Source organism: Exiguobacterium sp. s59, assembly GCF_018617475.1.
In the GTDB taxonomy this organism is placed as follows: domain Bacteria; phylum Bacillota; class Bacilli; order Exiguobacteriales; family Exiguobacteriaceae; genus Exiguobacterium; species Exiguobacterium aestuarii.
In genome coordinates this window covers 494500-512845 of record NZ_JACSKG010000001.1, presented here as the reverse complement: position 1 = coordinate 512845, position 18346 = coordinate 494500, and the positions used below count along the sequence as shown (strand labels likewise).

The 18346-nt window shown below is 47.7% G+C and carries 16 protein-coding genes; all 16 read right to left on the bottom strand.

What is annotated here, in order from left to right; genetic code table 11:
• Window positions 1-6 precede the first annotated feature (6 nt).
• Window positions 7-921 (bottom strand): tRNA pseudouridine(55) synthase TruB, encoded by a 915-nt coding sequence (gene truB / locus KNO91_RS02655; RefSeq protein ID WP_251126020.1) that lies wholly within the window; start codon window positions 919-921, stop codon window positions 7-9.
• Window positions 922-962: 41 nt separating this feature from the next.
• Window positions 963-1310, bottom strand: coding sequence for a 30S ribosome-binding factor RbfA (gene rbfA / locus KNO91_RS02650; RefSeq protein ID WP_015881430.1), 348 nt, complete (start codon window positions 1308-1310; stop codon window positions 963-965).
• A gap of 18 nt (window positions 1311-1328) precedes the next feature.
• Window positions 1329-3530, bottom strand: coding sequence for a translation initiation factor IF-2 (gene infB / locus KNO91_RS02645; protein ID WP_214788721.1), 2202 nt, complete (start codon window positions 3528-3530; stop codon window positions 1329-1331).
• Window positions 3531-3551: 21 nt separating this feature from the next.
• On the bottom strand, window positions 3552-3848 hold the full coding sequence (locus KNO91_RS02640) for a YlxQ family RNA-binding protein (protein WP_214788724.1): 297 nt from the start codon (window positions 3846-3848) through the stop codon (window positions 3552-3554).
• The gene (rnpM, locus tag KNO91_RS02635; RefSeq protein ID WP_214788727.1) at window positions 3845-4120 is read right to left on the bottom strand and encodes an RNase P modulator RnpM; all 276 of its coding nucleotides are present in this window, start codon (window positions 4118-4120) and stop codon (window positions 3845-3847) included. Before rnpM ends, KNO91_RS02640 begins: the two co-directional genes overlap by 4 nt.
• A complete protein-coding gene (nusA, locus tag KNO91_RS02630; RefSeq protein WP_214691843.1) occupies window positions 4117-5280 on the bottom strand; it encodes a transcription termination factor NusA in 1164 nt (387 codons plus the stop codon). The genes rnpM and nusA overlap by 4 nt, the downstream gene beginning before the upstream one ends.
• A 14-nt stretch (window positions 5281-5294) precedes the next feature.
• Window positions 5295-5771, bottom strand: a complete 477-nt coding sequence (gene rimP, locus KNO91_RS02625; protein WP_214788732.1) for a ribosome maturation factor RimP — start codon at window positions 5769-5771, stop codon at window positions 5295-5297.
• 113 nt (window positions 5772-5884) lie between these two features.
• A complete protein-coding gene (locus KNO91_RS02620; protein WP_214815927.1) occupies window positions 5885-10177 on the bottom strand; it encodes a PolC-type DNA polymerase III in 4293 nt (1430 codons plus the stop codon).
• 70 nt (window positions 10178-10247) lie between these two features.
• Window positions 10248-11948, bottom strand: coding sequence for a proline--tRNA ligase (locus KNO91_RS02615; protein ID WP_214794048.1), 1701 nt, complete (start codon window positions 11946-11948; stop codon window positions 10248-10250).
• A 32-nt stretch (window positions 11949-11980) separates the two neighbouring features.
• Window positions 11981-13231 (bottom strand): RIP metalloprotease RseP, encoded by a 1251-nt coding sequence (gene rseP, locus KNO91_RS02610; RefSeq protein WP_214788740.1) that lies wholly within the window; start codon window positions 13229-13231, stop codon window positions 11981-11983.
• A gap of 3 nt (window positions 13232-13234) precedes the next feature.
• Complete coding sequence (gene dxr / locus KNO91_RS02605; RefSeq protein ID WP_214794051.1) at window positions 13235-14392, bottom strand: 1-deoxy-D-xylulose-5-phosphate reductoisomerase; 1158 nt, start codon at window positions 14390-14392, stop codon at window positions 13235-13237.
• Between the two features lie 14 nt (window positions 14393-14406).
• Window positions 14407-15204: a phosphatidate cytidylyltransferase gene (locus KNO91_RS02600; RefSeq protein WP_214788746.1), complete on the bottom strand. Its 798-nt coding sequence runs from the start codon at window positions 15202-15204 to the stop codon at window positions 14407-14409.
• A 1-nt stretch (window position 15205) separates the two neighbouring features.
• On the bottom strand, window positions 15206-15943 hold the full coding sequence (locus KNO91_RS02595; protein WP_214788748.1) for an undecaprenyl pyrophosphate synthase: 738 nt from the start codon (window positions 15941-15943) through the stop codon (window positions 15206-15208).
• Window positions 15944-16027: 84 nt separating this feature from the next.
• Entirely contained in the window at window positions 16028-16588 is a 561-nt protein-coding gene (gene frr, locus KNO91_RS02590) for a ribosome recycling factor (protein WP_214788751.1), read from the bottom strand.
• Window positions 16585-17310 carry a UMP kinase gene (gene pyrH, locus KNO91_RS02585; protein WP_214740153.1) on the bottom strand — a complete coding sequence of 242 codons (726 nt, stop codon included), beginning with the start codon at window positions 17308-17310 and terminating at the stop codon, window positions 16585-16587. The genes frr and pyrH overlap by 4 nt, the downstream gene beginning before the upstream one ends.
• A gap of 110 nt (window positions 17311-17420) precedes the next feature.
• Window positions 17421-18302: a translation elongation factor Ts gene (gene tsf, locus KNO91_RS02580; protein ID WP_074034676.1), complete on the bottom strand. Its 882-nt coding sequence runs from the start codon at window positions 18300-18302 to the stop codon at window positions 17421-17423.
• Window positions 18303-18346 lie beyond the last annotated feature (44 nt).

Sequence of the window (18346 nt, the reverse complement as noted above, 5' to 3'; positions counted from 1 at the left end):
TCCCCCTTAGTCGATGGCCAGCATGACCTCGACTGTAGCGTCTGTCGTTCCATCTTGTCTTCGATATAAAGCAAGAGGGATTCCTTCTTCATTATAGACAGTAAATAACTCAAATTCGAGCGAAACGCCGTTCAACTTCCCACCATTGCGAATATAGCGTTCCCGATTCTTTGGGATCGTGATGGCAGGCCAACGTTTGATGACATCCTCGAGCGGGATGACATGCGCCATTCGTTCTTCGACAGTCTCGAGTGCCTGTAGCGTTTCAAGCGATACGGCATGTGCCTCCTCGAATGACCCAGAACTCGTCCGTCTGAGTTCGCTCATATGGGCAGGGTAACCCAGCTTCTCCCCGATTTGAACGGCAAGTGTACGAATATACGTCCCTTTTCCGCAATCGATCTCCATTCGGAAACGACATACTCCTTCTTCAAACGTCAATCCACTCGTCCGTTCTAGACGGTGAATCTCTACCATCCGACGTGGGCGTTCTACAGTCTGTCCTTTTCGGGCATACTCGTACAATTTCTTCCCATTTACTTTGACAGCCGAATAATACGGTGGGATTTGTTCAATCGTCCCAATTAATTGACGCATCGCTTCATCAATCTGAGCTTCATCCAACCCATTCGGTGCGACGTCCTTTTGCTCCACGACCTCACTATGCGCATCCTCCGTCATCGTAGCGGTGCCAATCGTCACCTCGGCCACGTAACGCTTACCTTCGTCAGTTATAAAACGAGATAATTTCGTTGCGCGTCCTAAGCAGATTGGCAACACACCTGTCACTTCCGGGTCAAGCGTACCCGTGTGACCGACTTTTTTCGTTTGAAACAATTTTCGTAATTTGAACACACAGTCATGACTCGTCATGCCACGGTCCTTATCGAGTACAAGCACTCCGTTCGGTTCCAATTTCATCCCTCCATACAAAAAAGGGAGAACGATGTCCCCCTTTCAAGTTATTGATCTTTGTTCAAATCACGAATCAATGAATCGATATGGCTACCATATGCGACCGATGAATCGTACTCAAACGAGATTTCTGGTGTTTTACGAAGACGGATGCGGTTCCCGATTTCGCGACGGATAAATCCTTTCGCTTTGTCGAGACCTGCTTGCGTTTCTGCTTTCACATCTTCCTCATCACCGAGCACCGTATAATAGACCGTTGCTTGTTGTAAGTCCCCTGTCACGTCAACACTTGTGATTGTAGCGTTTTTTGTACGTGGGTCACTCACTTCCCGTAATAAGACGTCTGTAATCTCTTTACGCATTTGCTCGGCAACACGTTGGGCACGAATTTTCATACGTGATCCCTCCTCACATTATTTACGTTCGACTTCTTTCATGACGAACGCTTCAATGACATCTTCTACTTTAATGTCATCAAATTTCTCTACTTTAATTCCACACTCATATCCAGTCGCAACTTCCTTCACGTCATCTTTGAAGCGGCGAAGCGTATCGAGCTTGCCTTCATATACGACGATTCCGTTGCGAATGACACGGACACCAGCGTCACGTGTGATCTTACCTTCAGTCACATAACAACCTGCAATCGTACCGACTTTCGATACTTTGAAGACGTCACGGACTTCGACTTGACCTGTAATTTCTTCGACGAACTCAGGGTCAAGCATCCCTTTCATCGCGCTCTCGATTTCTTCGATCGCGTTGTAGATGATGCGGTGGAGACGCATTTCAACATTTTCTTGTTCCGCCATTGAACGGGCGTTACCGTCAGGACGAACGTTGAAACCGATGATGACAGCGTTCGCCGCTGATGCGAGGATGACGTCACCTTCTGTGATTGCACCGACACCTTGGTGAACAATGTTGACTTTAACGCCTTCTACATCAATCTTGCGGAGTGAACCAGCCAATGCTTCAGCTGAACCTTGTACGTCTGCTTTGATGATGACGTTCAAGTCTTTCACTTCACCTTCTTGAATACGGCTGAACAAGTCGTCAAGGCTGACTTTCGCTGATTCACGGCGTTGTGATTCGAGGTAACGTTGGTAACGTTTTTCCCCGATGGCACGTGCTTTCTTCTCATCTTCGAAGACGATGAACTGGTCACCGGCTTGTGGCACATCGTTCAAACCTGTGATTTCGATCGGTGTCGATGGACCGACTTGCTTCACACGACGACCGATGTCGTTAACCATTGCACGGACACGACCGAACGTGCTACCGACGACGATTGGGTCACCGATACGAAGCGTACCGTGTTGAACGAGAAGTGTTGCGACAGGTCCGCGACCTTTGTCGAGCTTCGCTTCGATGACTGATCCACGAGCTGGCATGTCTGGCGTCGACTTGTACTCTTCGACTTCAGATACGAGAAGAATCATCTCGAGCAATTCATCGATTCCTTCACCTTTGATGGCAGAAATCGGAACGAAGATCGTTTCGCCGCCCCACTCTTCAGGAATGAGACCGAACTCCGTCAATTCTTGTTTGACACGATCAGGGTTTGCCCCTTCTTTGTCCATTTTGTTGACCGCAACGATGATTGGAACGTTCGCTGCTTTCGCGTGCGAGATCGCTTCCTCCGTTTGTGGCATGACGCCATCGTCAGCCGCAACGACGATGATGGCGATATCTGTCACTTCCGCACCACGTGCACGCATCGTTGTGAACGCCGCGTGACCTGGCGTATCGAGGAATGTGATTTTCTTATCGTTTACAGAGACTTGGTACGCACCGATATGTTGCGTGATCCCACCTGCTTCACCTGCGACGACTTTCGTGTTACGAATCGAGTCAAGAAGTGTCGTTTTACCGTGGTCGACGTGACCCATGATTGTGACGACCGCTGGGCGCTCTTCAAGATCATATTGTGAGAAGTCAATCTCAACTGTTTCGAAGTCTGTTTCGTCCACGACGACTTCTTTTTCTACTTCAAAGCCAAACTCAGAAGCGAGCAATTCGATCGTTTCGTCGTCAAGCGTCTGGTTAATTGTCGCCATTACGCCAAGACCCATCAACTTCATGATGATCTCGTTCGGCTTTTTGTTCATTTTTTCTGCAAGGTCAGAGACACTGAGCACGTCGTCATACTTGATGACGTTCCCCATCTCTGCTTCTTGTGCGAGACGAGCCGCTTTACGCTGACTTGTCTTCGAGTTTGGATCGGCTTCTTGTGGCACTGCCGCTTTTACCGGCTTGCCTTTACCTTTCCCTTTTCCACGTTTTTTATTGCGTGGGTCGTTGTTACGGTTGTCGTTACGATTTTGACCACCGCGATTGTTTTGACCGCCACGGTTTTGTTGTGCCGCTTGCGGACGTGCTTGTTCTTTTTTCTCTTGTTTCGGTTCGTTCGAAGTTGAAGTAGCTTTCGCTTCCGCTTGCTTCTCAGCACGATATTTTTCTGGATTGAACACACGGTCCAACTGCTTGACTGTCTCATCATCGAGAACGGCCATATGGTTTTTCACCGGTTTGTTCAATTTTTCTAATTGAGTAATGACTTGTTTACTCGTTACATTCTGTTCTTTTGCAAATTCATAGACGCGTTTTCCCAAAGCATCCACCTCCGTTAATAGTTAAGAGAGAAGTTGCTTAAGCTTGTTCGCAAATCCGGATTCTGTCACCGATACGACGACACGCATATCTTTCCCAAGCGCGGCCCCGATTGTATAGCGATCACTCACTTCAATCAACGGCACTTGATAAGATGCACATTTGTCGGTGACTCGTTTTTTCGTCGAGTCACCTGCATCTCCGGCTAGAATGACGAGCTTGGCACGACCCGCTCGCACATCCTTTAATACAAACTCTTCTCCCATCGTTACTTTCCTTGCTCGAGCGGCAAGGCCTAACAATGATTCCCACTTACTCATGATTCGTCACCTGCGACAGCTTTCAACTGTTCATACAAGGTATCGCTCGTTTTTACTTTCAAATGATGATCGAGCGTCCGTTTTTTCTCTGCTTGACGAACGACATCGAGATCTTTTGATAAGTAGGCACCGCGACCGTTCACTTTACCGGTCTGATCGATGACTACGTCACCTTCAGGCGTTCGAACGACACGAATCAATTCTTTCTTCGGGAGCATTTCTTGTGTGACCACACACTTGCGCAAAGGAAGTTTCTTTTGCTTCATGGTCATTCCTCTTCTTTCACCACAGCTGTTTCAACTGAAGCATCTGATAAGTCTTGTTCAACTTCATTTTGAACAATTTCTGGCTCTGATTCAACTTTTTCAGCGAACGTATCGAACAAATCGAGCGCTTCCGCATCTGTCTCGCTCTTAATGTCGATTTTCCAACCAGTCAACTTCGCAGCGAGACGCGCGTTTTGACCACGTTTTCCGATTGCGAGTGACAATTGATAGTCAGGTACGACAACCGTTGTCGATTTTGCAGGCTCATTGACATAGACGGCAACGACTTGCGCCGGGCTAAGTGCGTTTCGAACGAACTCTTTCGGGTCTTCAGACCAACGAACGATATCAATCTTTTCCCCGTTCAATTCGTCGACGATTGTTTGGACGCGTTGTCCCTTCGGTCCGACACATGCGCCGACCGGGTCAACGATATCCGAGTGTACGGCAATCTTCGAACGGTCTCCTGCTTCACGTGACACAGACATGACATCGACTGTACCGTTTGAAATCTCTGGTACTTCAAGTTCGAAGAGACGGCGTAAAAGTCCCGGGTGCGTACGCGATACTTGAATCGCAGCACCAGAACCTTTTGTCGTCGAATCGACTTTTGTCACGTATACTTTGATACGGTCATGAATCTGATACGATTCGTTCGGCATTTGTTCGTTCGGAGTAAGGACCGCTTCGATGTTATTCTCAAGACCGATATACAAGTTGCGCGGGTCAAAACGCTCAACAATCCCTGTCATGATTTCATCTTCTTTGTCAGCGAAGTGGTTGTAGATCCGTTCGCGTTCAGCTTCACGCATTTTCTGTGTGACGACTTGTTTCGCAGTCATCGCCGCAACACGTCCAAAATCACTTGGTGTGACTTCTTCTTTATGGAAATCACCGAGCTCATAGTTCGGGTCGATTTCATGTGCTTCTTCAAGCGAGAGCTGTTGGTCTGGTTGTGTGAGACGTTCTACAACTTCTAAAAGTGCGTAGACACGGATATCTCCTGTCACCTGGTCGAACTCGACTTTCACATGCTCGTTCGGGTTTGCGACGTTTCGACGATAAGCAGAAATGAGCGCTTGTTCGAGAGCGTCGATAATTATATTTTTATCAATTCCTTTTTCTTTGGCAATCTGATCGATTGTAGTGAGTAATTGTGGACCCATCTTCTTCCCTCTCCTTAACTAAACGTGACCGCTAAGCGGGCTTGTGCAATTTTGTCTACCGGTAGCGATACCGCTTTTTTTCTTGTCTTGATGCGTGTCTCGATCACGACCGTTTCCCCATCATATGCCGTCAAAATTCCTTCAAACTCTTTGGCACCATCGATCGGAGCGAACGTTTTCATGTAGACGTTTTTGCCTACTGCACGTTCGAAATCGCTCGGCTTTTTCAGCGGACGCTCCGCACCAGGACTCGAGACATCAAGATAATAAGCCTGTTCAATCGGATCGGTTTCGTTCAGTTTTTCCGAGAGTTGTTCATTGATATTGACGCAATCGTCTAAATCGACGCCCCCTGGTTTATCGATATAAACGCGCAAGAAATAGTCTGGACCCTCTTTTACGAATTCCACATCGACCAATTCCATGTTTTCTCGTTCGACGATTGGCAACGCAATCGATTCAACGACTTCTGTTATTTTGGACACTCTCATCCCTCCTTCTGGCTTTTACATACAAGAAAGGAGTAGGGTTCCCTACTCCTTTCCGTCGTAGTATCCAACTTTGTTCGATACCAATATATCATATTTTCCCGACAAATCGCAACTTACACCCCAAAATCAAAGAATGAGAGTTGGTTCTCATCAGGCAAGCCTTCAAGACATTTCATCGTATCAAGTGTCTCAATGACCGTTTTCGACAGCTTCGCTCGTTTACGCAAATCTTCTTTCGAGAGGAACTGTCCTTCTTCTCTCGCCTCGACAATGGCTTTTGCCGCATTCGTCCCGAGTCCATCGACCGCATTGAAAGGAGGAATCAACGTATTGTCCTCAATCAAGAACTCAGTCGCGCTCGAACGATACAAGTCGATATTTTGGAACTTCATGCCCCGCTCAAGCATCTCGAGCGCAAGTTCGAGTACCGTGTGCAACCCTTTATCTTTCGCGGTTGCATCGAACCCTTTCTCACGGATATCCGACATCGCTTTGCGGACGGCTTGAGGACCTTTGATCATCGCAGACAAGTCAAAGTCTCCAGCGCGAACGGTAAAGTACGTCGCATAGTACAGGATTGGATGATGCACTTTGAAATATGCGATTCGGACGGCCATCAAGACGTAAGCCGTCGCGTGCGCTTTCGGGAACATATATTTGATTTTCTTACAAGATGAGATATACCATTCCGGCACATCGTTCTCCCGCATCTCCGACTCCATCTCATCCGTGAGACCTTTCCCTTTACGGACGGACTCCATGATTTTGAAAGCGAAGGATGGTTCGAGTCCTGCATAGATCAGATAAACCATGATGTCATCACGACAACCGATGACATCTTTCAGTTCGCATGTTCCGTTATAAATCAATTCGTTCGCATTCCCGAGCCAAACGTCCGTCCCGTGAGACAGACCTGAAATTTGAACAAGTTCTGAGAAGGTGGACGGTTTCGTCTCTTCTAACATCTGACGAACAAACTTCGTCCCGAACTCAGGAATCCCGAGTGTACCGGTCTTCGACTCAATCTGTTCTGGCGTCACCCCGAGTACTTCTGGAGACGAGAAGATTTTCATAACCGTCGGATCATCTGTCGGAATCGTCTTCGGATCAATCCCTGACAAGTCTTGTAACATCCGGATGACGGTCGGGTCATCGTGTCCGAGAATATCGAGCTTTAACAAGTTGTCATGGATCGAATGGAAGTCAAAGTGTGTCGTCTTCCATTCTGACGAGTTGTCATCCGCCGGATACTGAATCGGCGAGATGTCCGCGATGTCCATGTAGTCCGGGACGACGATAATCCCACCCGGGTGCTGCCCCGTCGTCCGTTTCACGCCAGTGACCCCAGAGACGAGCCGATCGACTTCTGCGTTTCGGTAAATCTTGTCGTTCTCGGTCGCATAACCTTTCACATATCCATATGCCGTCTTATCCGCGATTGTTCCAATTGTTCCAGCACGATACACATACTCTTCGCCGAACAATACTTTTGTATAGGCGTGGGCATGCGGTTGGTATTCACCCGAGAAGTTCAAATCGATATCCGGTACTTTGTCTCCTTTGAATCCAAGGAACGTTTCGAACGGAATATCATGTCCATCTTTTTTGTACCACGTACCACATTCCGGACATTCTTTATCCGGTAAGTCATATCCCGAACCGACCGAACCGTCGTTGAAGAAGTGTGAATGCTGACAGTTTGGACAGACATAGTGTGGTGGCAACGGGTTAACTTCAGTGATTTCCGTCATCGTGGCGACGAGACTAGACCCGACCGACCCACGCGAACCGACCAAGTAACCGTCATCCAACGACTTTTTAACGAGTTTATGTGAAATCAAGTAAATGACCGCGAATCCGTGACCGATAATCGACTTCAATTCTTTTTCTAGACGTGCTTCAACGATTTCAGGCAACTCGTCACCATAAATCGAACGAGCCATGTCGTAGCTCATATTCCGAACCTCATCATCCGCCCCTTCAATCTTCGGCGTATACAAGTCATCCGGGATGATTTGAATCGATTCGATTTGATCGGCGATCGCGTTCGGGTTCGTGATGACGATTTCACGTGCCAAGTCTTCACCTAAAAACTTGAACTCTTCCATCATTTCTTTCGTCGTCCGGAAATGGGCGTGTGGCAACTCTTTACGTGTATTAATAAAGTTCGCTCCACCTTGGGTACGAATCAAAATCTCACGATACGACCGGTCAGACCGGTCCAAATAGTGCACATTTCCCGTTGCACATACCGGTAACTCGGCCTTCTCGGCGACGCGAATGATTCGCTTAATGATTTCTCGGAGCTCCATCTCGTTTGCGACAATCTCTTTATCAATCAAATGGTGATAAAGCGCAGGTGGATGGATTTCGATAAAGTCGTAAAATGACATCATCTTCTCGAGTTCATCATCCGACTTGTTCAAAGCAGCGTCAAAGATCTCACCATTGTCACAAGCTGAACCAATCAATAGTCCCTCACGACGTTTCACGAGTTCTGAACGTGGCATGCGTGCCATTCGATATAAATAATCGATATGGGAGAGTGAGATGAGTTCGTATAGGTGACGAAGCCCCGGTTTTTTGTTTTTCGCATAAATCGTCGCATGGAACGGACGAATTTTCGACACGTCACTCCCAACTTTTGCGTTCAACGAACGGTGCGTCGTCATCTCAAACATCTGTTTGGCGAGGTCGAGTAGCTTCATCAACAAATAGGCTGTCGCCTCGGCGTCATAAATCGCACGGTGATGTTGGGTCAATTCGATATCGAATCGCTTCGCGAGTGTATTCAGTCGGTGATTTTTCAGTGTCGGCATCAACGTACGAGCTAGTTCGAGTGTATCAATGACCGGGTAATCATCCGGTTCATGTCCTCCGCTCCGGAGTGTCGCCTCGAGGAAGCCCATATCAAACGATGCGTTATGGGCGACGAGAATACTGTCACCACACCATTCGACGAACTGTTTCGTGATGACTTCCGGGTCAGGCTGCCCTTGAACCATATCATCCGTGATTCCAGTCAATTCGATCGTCGTCGCCGACAACGCGTGTTTCGGGTCAGCGAACGCCTCGAAGCGATCGATGATTTCCCCGTCCTTGATTTTGACACCAGCGAGCTCGATGATTTTATTGTAGACGGCAGAAAGTCCGGTCGTCTCGACGTCAAAGACAACGTATGTCGCGTCGTCAAGTGACACATCACTCGCATGATAAGCGACAGGGACGCCATCGTTGACGACGTTTGCCTCGACTCCGTATAGCACTTTGATGTCATTTTTCTTCCCGGCATAATACGCTTCCGGGAACGCTTGGACACCAGCGTGGTCAGTGATGGCAATCGCACGGTGCCCCCACTTCGCAGCACGTGCAACGAGCGCGGACACGTTCGTAACCGCGTCCATTTGACTCATCTGCGTATGGGCATGGAGTTCGACCCGCTTCTCACCTTCCCACTCATCTCGAGGCGGCTCGACTTTTACTTTTTGGAGTTGTGACGCCATCATGCATAGTTCACGCATGAACGAATCATCCTCGACCCGTCCTGCGGTTTGAATCCACATGCCTTTTTTGACGGCACTGAGCATCCGGTCGTCATCATCATCGCGCGCAAATACTTTCACGATGAGCGAATCCGTATAGTCCGTCATTTTGAAGGTGAATAGCTTTTTCCCACTCTTCAGTTCCTTCCGCTCCGCAGAGAAGACGAGACCACGAATCGCGACGCGGCGTTCTTCTTCGATAATCGTCTTGATTGGGACGATTTCATCTTTGATGAGTGCACCCATCCGAATTTCTGTGATTGGTTCATCGTTCGTTTCCGTCGCTTTGGCGAACTGTGCCGCAAGCGCCATCTTTGCCTGCTCGATGTCCTCTTGAACGACTTGTTCACGTAAAGCTTGACTAGCCTCCGCATCTTCAGAGAAATGTGCCTGACACGGTTTTTTCGTGAAGCCATAAGCGCTATAGAGCGCTTGGACCTCTTGACAGAGTTCTTTGTCCACATAGCTTGCCTCAGGTCCGGACCGCACCGGAATCAACAGTTTGTTTTGTTCAAATCGTGGTGACACCGATCCGAAGTAGCTTCGCATCGCACCGGACACTTGGCTCAATTCACTGACGATGCGTGGCCAGTAATCGATATAGTCCTGCTCACTTCCACCTTTTGCTGTCGTGAACCGAGCATACACTTCATCTGCGAACGTCGCGTAACGATTTTCTAACCGACTCATGAACAATTGATGTACGTTGTACGGTAAGACTGTTGGAAATGTAAAATAAAACGTCCACGTTCGTCGTTTTTTATTGACGACGAGTCGTGAGAGCTCTGCTTGGTCGAATAGGTCTGTCTCTGTCGTGATGCCAAGATCACTCAACAATAATTGCATTTTTTGATTTGCTTCCACGGGTCCGTATTCCCCCCTTTATGCCAATTCGACAAATGAAGGTGACCGCTTACGCTGTCACCTTCATCCATTAATGAACTTCGCTAAATTTTGAAGTGATGACTTCGTTCAATTCATCGATTGACGTTTCAATCACTTCACCTGTTGCCCGAACTTTTACTTCAACGATTCCTTCGCCAGCTTTCTTTCCGACGTTGACGCGAATCGGAAGGCCAATCAAGTCCGCATCGGCGAATTTGACGCCCGCGCGCTCTTTTCGGTCATCGAACAAGACATCGTACGTTTGACCGAGTTCTTCATAAAGACGGTTTGCAAGTTCAACTTGCGTCTCGTCTTTTGCGTTAATGGCAATCAAATGAAGATCGAACGGCGCCACGTTTCGTGGCCAGATGATTCCACGGTCGTCATGATGTTGCTCCACGATTGCTGAGAGCGTCCGTGACACACCGATTCCGTAGCAACCCATGATGAGTGGTTCAGCGCGACCTTCTTCGTTCAGGAATGTCGCCCCCATTGCTTCTGAATAACGTGTCCCGAGTTTGAAGACTTGTCCGACTTCAATTCCGCGTGCGAAACGGACTGGACCCGATTCGTCAGGTGCCAAGTCGCCTTCCACGACAAAACGTAAATCATGATACGTCATCTCTGCGAGGTCACGTTCGGCATTCACACCTGTGAAGTGCGTGTTTGCTTCATTCGCTCCACAGACCGCATCTACAAGATACTTGACCGCATAGTCGGCAACGACTTTAACCGGCGCATGGATTGGTCCAAGCGTACCTGGCGCACAATTGAATAGCTCAACAATTTTCGCTTCGTCTTCAAGTTGAATATCGAGTCCACCGAGTGCGTTTTTCACTTTGACTTCATTTGCTTCATGGTCGCCACGGACGATTGCCATCACTGTCTCTCCATCAACATTGAATAGGACAGATTTAATCGTCGTCTTCGGATCGACGTTCAGGAATTTCGCTACGTCTTCAATCGTACGATTTTCTTCCGTGTCCACTTTTTCGAGTGGACGTACGTCAGCTTGTTGCATCTCATAACGATCGAGTGTTTCTGCCATTTCAATGTTTGCTGCATAGTTCGACGAATCTGTATAGACAATCGTGTCTTCCCCGATATCAGCAAGCGCTTGGAATTCATGCGTGTCTTTCCCGCCGATTGCACCTGAGTCTGCGACGACCGGACGATATTTGAGACCGGTACGATCAAAGATACGTGAGTACGCGTTATACATGTTTGTATACTCTTCATCTAAATCTTCTTGCGTCGCGTGGAATGAGTATGCATCTTTCATCAAGAACTCACGTCCGCGAAGTAAACCGAAGCGCGGACGACGTTCATCACGATACTTCGTTTGAATCTGATACAGGTTCATTGGGAGTTTTTTATACGAGTTCAGTTCGTCTCGTACGATGGACGTGATTAATTCTTCATGCGTCGCACCGAGGGCGAAGCGGCGGTCATGACGGTCAGTCAATCGCATCAACTCCGGACCATAGATGCCCCAACGTCCTGTCTCTTCCCAAAGTTCTGCCGGTTGGATGGCAGGCATCAATAATTCTTGCGCACCGGCACGATTCATCTCTTCACGGATGATCGTTTGAATGTTGTGTAACACGCGATGTCCGAGTGGAAGATAGGAATAGATTCCAGCCGCATTTTGACGAATGAATCCTCCACGGACGAGAAGTTGATGACTGACAGCTTCCGCGTCAGCCGGTACTTCTCTCAAGGTAGGCATGAGCAATCTAGATTGTTTCATACAGTTCAACGTTTCCCTTCTCTACAAACAGCTTATTTGAAGAATGATTGAATGTCGTTCCAGGTGACAATCAACATTAAAATCATCAATAATGCGAACCCGATAAAGTGAACGAATCCTTCTTTTTTCGGATCGATTGGACGCCCGCGCACCGCTTCGAATAGGAGGAAAATCAATCGTCCTCCATCTAATGCAGGAAGCGGGAGCAAGTTGAAGATAGCTAGGTTGACGGAAAGAAGTGCTGTCCAGTTCAACAGCATGATCAAACCGCTCGCTGCCACTTCATCTGTCATACGTACGATTCCGACAGGTCCTGCCAATTGATCGACACCGACTTGACCCGTCACCAAATCACCGACGGCTGAGAAGATGAGCGTGGACATCGTCCACGTCGTCTCGGCACCTGTCGTCACAGCTTTAACTGGTGAACGTTCCAACGCGTTCGTGACACCAAGAATCCCGACAGTTTCGCCGTTTTGTTCAACCGCCTGTGGTGTGACTGTGACCGTCGCTTCCTCACCATCACGGACGTATGTGACGTCTGTTGGCGTGTCAGCACGATCCGCCAATGCGGTACGTAAGTCGAGCCAATCTGTGATTGGTTCCCCTTCAATCGATACGATTTCATCCCCACTCATCAAACCAGCCTCATCGGCGGCCGAATCAGGTTGAACGGTACCGATTTGACCATCGTTCGTCGGCGTTCCTTGAACGAGACCGACGATGATGAGCAAGATAAACGCCAAGACAAAGTTCATCGCTGGACCGGCTGCAATCGCCAAGACACGCTTCCATACCGATTGGGCACCGAACGTGCGGTCATACGGTGCGATTTGAATTTCCATCCCTTGGTCGACAAGAAGTGTATCCCGTTCTAACGAATAGACACGTACCTCCTCATCGATGAGGAGCTGTACTTTCAACTCATGTGTCGCGTCAAATTTATCAACGGTACCGACAACTTGAACATCCGTAGCGGTGTCCGGCTGAAAATAGACACGATCGACAGTGCCTTGTTCGGTTAAACGAAGTCCGACATGTTGACCTGCACGTACTTCAATCGGCTCAAAATCTTCCCCGGCCATTTTGACATAGCCACCGATTGGTAAGAGACGAATGGTATAGAGCGTTTCATTTTTACGGAATGAAACAATTTTTGGACCGAATCCGATTGCAAACTCGTGACAGAGAATGCCTGCCCGTTTCGCCATGACGAGGTGTCCCCATTCGTGTACCGAAATGAGAACTCCAAACATCAGAACGATGGCGATAAAAGTCGTCATGATTTATTCCCCACCTTCAATTCCTTGCTGAATCTGTTGACGTACTGCTCGGTCGACTTCTAGAATTTGCGATAGCGTCGGTTCGGCAATCACTTCATGTTGAGCCATTGCTTCTTCAACGAGTCGTTCAATTTCTAAGAACGTGATGTGACCGTTCAAGAACAAGTCCACTGCCATCTCATTGGCCGCATTCAGGACGGTTGGCATGGAACCGCCAATTCTTCCTGCTTCAAACGCTAACCGGAGAGCCGGGTAACGATTGAAATCTGCCTCTTGAAAATGTAGCTTTCCGATTTCTTTCAAGTTTAACCGCTTATTCCCCTCAATTTCAAGCCGCTTCGGTTCTGAGAGCGCATAAAGAATCGGGCCCCGCATATCCGGGTTTCCAAGCTGTGCCATCACAGCCGCATCTTTAAATTCAACCATCGAATGGATGATCGATTCACGATGCAAGATGACTTCAATATCATTATAGTCGATATCGAACAGCCAGTGTGCCTCGATCACCTCAAGACCTTTATTGAACATCGTCGCGGAGTCGATCGTAATCTTCGCCCCCATCGACCAGTTCGGATGATTCAATGCATCTTCAACCGTCACGTCAGCTAATTCTTCTCGTGAACGATCACGGAAACTTCCGCCAGACGCCGTTAAAATGATTTTTGAAACATCTTCTCTGCGTTCTCCATTCAAACATTGGTAGATGGCAGAATGCTCGCTATCGACCGGTAAAAGTTTAACCCCATGTTCTTTCACAGCAGCTTTGACGAGATGTCCTGCTGTAACGAGTGTTTCTTTGTTGGCGAGCGCAATATCTTTCCCTGCTTGAATGGCAGCAAGCGTCGGCTCGAGGCCAACCGCTCCCACTACCGCCGTCACGACGATATCAGCTCGTTCTGCAGTCGCGCACTCTTTGAGCCCTTCAGGACCAATGAAGTATAAAGGTTCATATGTAAGGCGTGGTTTCAGTTGTTCGAGTACCTCGATACTTGTCGCCGAAACATATTTAGGTCTAAGTCGATTAATCCATTCCGTGGCGACATCGACGTTCGTGCCGAATGCATATGCCTCAAGTTCAAACAGATCGGGGTGCTGTTCGATGACGTCACATGTCTGCACGCCAATCGAACCTGTCGCCCCAATTAAGCTAATTCGCTTCATCTCGACACTCCTTCTCATAGCAGATTAAACACCCAAATAACAGTAAAGACCGCAATCATACTATCAAATCGATCTAAGATTCCTCCGTGACCAGGTAATAGATGACCAGAGTCTTTAACTCCGAACTGGCGTTTATACGCGGATTGCACCAAATCACCGAGCTGTCCGACGACGGCTACGACGATGGCTAAAATGATGACTTCCAATATCGGTAGAATCGGATCGATCCACACGAAAATGACCCCGAGGACAACGGCAGATACGATCCCACCAATTGCTCCTTCAATCGTCTTATTCGGACTGATGGATGGCCAAAGTTTTGCTTTCCCGAACGCCTTCCCCGTGAAATAAGCCCCTGAATCTGTCGCCCAAATCATAAACAAGATGAGCAACACTTTTGATAAACCGTCTTCAGACAGTCGTACTAGTGCGAAGCTCGAGAAACCGACGACCAAGTAGACAGCGGATACGAAGTAGAACCCGGCATCTTCATAGGTGAATCGATTTTTTGTGACAACCGTCCAAAACAGTAATAAAACTAGGCCTAGCACGAGCCACTGTTCGATTGTGAATGGCATTTCACCTGTAACGATTTGTGTCTCCAGCAATAATAAAACGAAAGGAAAGGCGACAAGAAGTGATGTCACTAAAAATGGGAATGCCAGCAGCTTGTGTTTTCGCATCAACGTAAACTCGCTCAAGCCAATGAGAGCGAGAATCCCCATTAATGAAACAAAGGCGTTACCACCGAGCGCGATCACGGTAATAAAGATTGCTCCTGCCCAAAGTCCTGTAATAATTCGTGTCTTCATGTTACACCCCACCAAAACGACGCGTGCGCGCGTTGTAAGATTCAATCGCTTCTACAAAATGCTCACGCTTAAATTCAGGCCACAATACTTCCGTGAAATGGAGTTCAGCATATGCGCTTTGCCACAATAAAAAGTTTGAAAGTCGTTGTTCACCGCTTGTGCGAATGATGAGGTCCACATCTTGAACGTGGGTCATGAGTCGTTCACCGATTAACTGGTCATCCACAGCGTCTGGTATAAGCATACCAGATTGTACATCTTCGGCAATGCTACGCATCGCTTGGACGAGTTCATCCCGACCACCATAGTTGAGCGCGAAGACGAGTTTCAATCCCGTGTTTGTAGCGGTGCGTTCTCTCGCCTGATCGACAGCCTCACGCGTCTCGCGAGGTAGTTTTGTCGTATCACCAGCGACAAGCACCTGAACGTTTTGTTCATGAAGCTCTTTCAAATCGGTCTCTAAAAACTGCTTTGGCAATTTCATTAAAAACGAGACTTCCTCTTCCGGACGAGTCCAGTTTTCCGTTGAGAATGCGTAAAGCGTCAGTGATTGAATCCCGAGTTCTTGCGCTGTCCGAACGGCTTCGCGGATTGACTTCATCCCTTCTCGGTGACCCATGATGCGAGGGAGACCACGTTTTTTGGCCCAACGTCCATTTCCATCCATGATGATGGCTACGTGCTCAGGAACACTTAACTCCGCCTCGACTTTTGTTTTAGGATTCACCCATTTAAACATTCTGTTATCCTCCTGATTGTATGAAAGAAGGACCCTCTCAGAAAAAGGGTCCCCACACAGCTTTTTGGTATACCACTTCCGTGATTACACTTCCATGATTTCTTTTTCTTTCGTTGCTGCAGATTCATCAATCTTCTTGATATACGAATCCGTCAACGTTTGAACGTCATCTGCATATCCGCGGAGATCGTCTTCTGTTAACTCGCCATCTTTCTCGAGTTTTTTCAAGTTTTCGTTTGCGTCACGGCGAACGTTACGAACAGCGACTTTCGCTTCTTCCGCATATTTCTTCGTGATTTTAACCAATTCTTTACGACGCTCTTCCGTCAAAGCAGGAATCGCCAAACGGATGACTGTTCCGTCAGAAGATGGAGACAATCCGAGGTCTGCCTTTTGAATCGCTTTTTCCACTTCTGAAACCATTGATTTATCCCACGGTTGAATCAAGAGCAAACGCGCTTCCGGTGTATTGATGTTTGCCACTTGATTAAGTGGTGTCGGAACGCCATAGTAATCAACTTGAACAGGATCCAAAATCGATGCGCTGGCGCGGCCAGTGCGAAGCGTACCAAAATCACGTTTAAGTGATGTGTGCGCTTTTTCCATTTTTTCTTCAGCTGTTTTCAATACTTCTTTGACACTCATGAATTGACTCCTCCTACTACCGTCCCGATATGTTCTCCGAGTACGACACGTTTAATGTTACCTTCTTCAAGCAATGAGAATACAATCAATGGAATGTGATTGTCCATACAGAGCGAGGTTGCCGTTGAGTCCATGACTTGAAGTCCGTCTTTTAGGACATCAAGGTAAGACAACGTATCATATTTCACTGCAGTGGCATCCAATTTTGGATCGGCAGAATAGACGCCGTCGACATTGTTTTTACCCATTAAAATAACATCGGCTTCGATTTCAGCAGCGCGAAGTGCAGCTGTCGTATCCGTTGAGAAGTATGGGTTCCCTGTCCCTGCTGCAAAGATGACGACGCGACCTTTTTCAAGATGACGCATCGCACGGCGACGAATGTATGGTTCAGCAACTTGTCGCATTTCAATTGATGTCTGGACGCGCGTTTGGACACCGTACGTTTCAAGGCTATCTTGAAGAGCAAGTGAATTTAAGACGGTCGCGAGCATTCCCATATAGTCTGCGTTTGCCCGATCCATTCCAAGTTCACTACCCGTCTTTCCACGCCAAATGTTTCCGGCACCTACAACAACGGCCACTTCTACACCCATCTCGATCAATTCTTTAATCTGATTTGAGATTGAGTTTACAATGTTAGGGTCAATCCCATAACCTTGATCTCCAGCGAGCGCTTCTCCACTCAATTTTAACACAATTCGTTTATATTTCGGTTCCATAACTTTGCCTCCTCTTGCTTGAAAAAAGGGAACACGCTCCCTTAACGAACTAACTCAAGGTTATACAGACGTGTTCCCAATTTTGGTTGCATCATATGCGATGACGCAGATTATTTTTTAAGTTGGTTCATAACTTCTTCAGCAAAGTTCTCTTCACGTTTCTCCATACCTTCTCCTACTTCGAAGCGTACGAACGAGTTGACTTTCCCGCCTTTAGATTCTACGTACTTCCCAACTTTGAAGTCGCCGTCTTTTACGAACGTTTGGTCTACGAGGCAGATTTCCTCGAAGTACTTGTTCATGCGACCAGCAATCATTTTCTCAACGATGTTAGCAGGCTTGCCTTCGTTAAGAGCTTGCTCAGTCAAGACTTTCTTCTCACGGTCGATTTCTTCAGCTGATACTTCGTCGCGTGTCGCGTAAAGTGGACGTGCTGCTGCAACGTGCATCGCTACGTCTTTTGCAACTGTTTCGTCAGATGTGCCGTCGATTACAACGACAGAACCGATGCGACCACCCATGTGGAGGTACGTACCGAATACAGCATCGTCAGCTTTTTCAAGAACAGCTACACGGCGGAGTGAAATTTTCTCTCCGATTGTAGAAGCTTCTTCTTGGATGTACGTTTCAAGCGTTTTGCCTGCTTCGTAGTCAGCTGCGAGTGCTGCTTCTGCAGTTGTTGCGCCTGAAGCGAGTACTGCTTTCGCTACGTTGTTTACGAGTGTTTGGAACTTCTCGTTCTTCGCAACGAAGTCTGTTTCTGAGTTGATTTCGACGAGCACAGCTTTGTTGCCTTCAACTGCTACTGCTGTCAAACCTTCAGCGGCGATACGATCACCTTTTGCTGCTGCTTTAGCGATTCCTTTTTCGCGAAGGAAGTCGATTGCTGCTTGCATGTCACCGTCTGTTTCAACGAGTGCTTTTTTGCAATCGAGCATTCCTGCTCCTGTTTTTTCACGAAGTTCTTTTACCATTGCTGCTGTAACTGCCATCGGAAATTCCTCCTTGTAAAACTAACGAATTTTAAGAAAAAGCA

Coding starts and splice junctions, on each gene's coding strand:
- truB (WP_251126020.1), bottom strand. CDS start 921: ATGAAATTGGAACCGAACGGAGTGCTTGTACTCGATAAGGACCGTGGC.
- rbfA (WP_015881430.1), bottom strand. CDS start 1,310: ATGAAAATTCGTGCCCAACGTGTTGCCGAGCAAATGCGTAAAGAGATT.
- KNO91_RS02640 (WP_214788724.1), bottom strand. CDS start 3,848: ATGAGTAAGTGGGAATCATTGTTAGGCCTTGCCGCTCGAGCAAGGAAA.
- rnpM (WP_214788727.1), bottom strand. CDS start 4,120: ATGACCATGAAGCAAAAGAAACTTCCTTTGCGCAAGTGTGTGGTCACA.
- nusA (WP_214691843.1), bottom strand. CDS start 5,280: ATGGGTCCACAATTACTCACTACAATCGATCAGATTGCCAAAGAAAAA.
- rimP (WP_214788732.1), bottom strand. CDS start 5,771: ATGAGAGTGTCCAAAATAACAGAAGTCGTTGAATCGATTGCGTTGCCA.
- KNO91_RS02615 (WP_214794048.1), bottom strand. CDS start 11,948: ATGAAACAATCTAGATTGCTCATGCCTACCTTGAGAGAAGTACCGGCT.
- rseP (WP_214788740.1), bottom strand. CDS start 13,231: ATGACGACTTTTATCGCCATCGTTCTGATGTTTGGAGTTCTCATTTCG.
- dxr (WP_214794051.1), bottom strand. CDS start 14,392: ATGAAGCGAATTAGCTTAATTGGGGCGACAGGTTCGATTGGCGTGCAG.
- KNO91_RS02600 (WP_214788746.1), bottom strand. CDS start 15,204: ATGAAGACACGAATTATTACAGGACTTTGGGCAGGAGCAATCTTTATT.
- KNO91_RS02595 (WP_214788748.1), bottom strand. CDS start 15,943: ATGTTTAAATGGGTGAATCCTAAAACAAAAGTCGAGGCGGAGTTAAGT.
- frr (WP_214788751.1), bottom strand. CDS start 16,588: ATGAGTGTCAAAGAAGTATTGAAAACAGCTGAAGAAAAAATGGAAAAA.
- pyrH (WP_214740153.1), bottom strand. CDS start 17,310: ATGGAACCGAAATATAAACGAATTGTGTTAAAATTGAGTGGAGAAGCG.
- tsf (WP_074034676.1), bottom strand. CDS start 18,302: ATGGCAGTTACAGCAGCAATGGTAAAAGAACTTCGTGAAAAAACAGGA.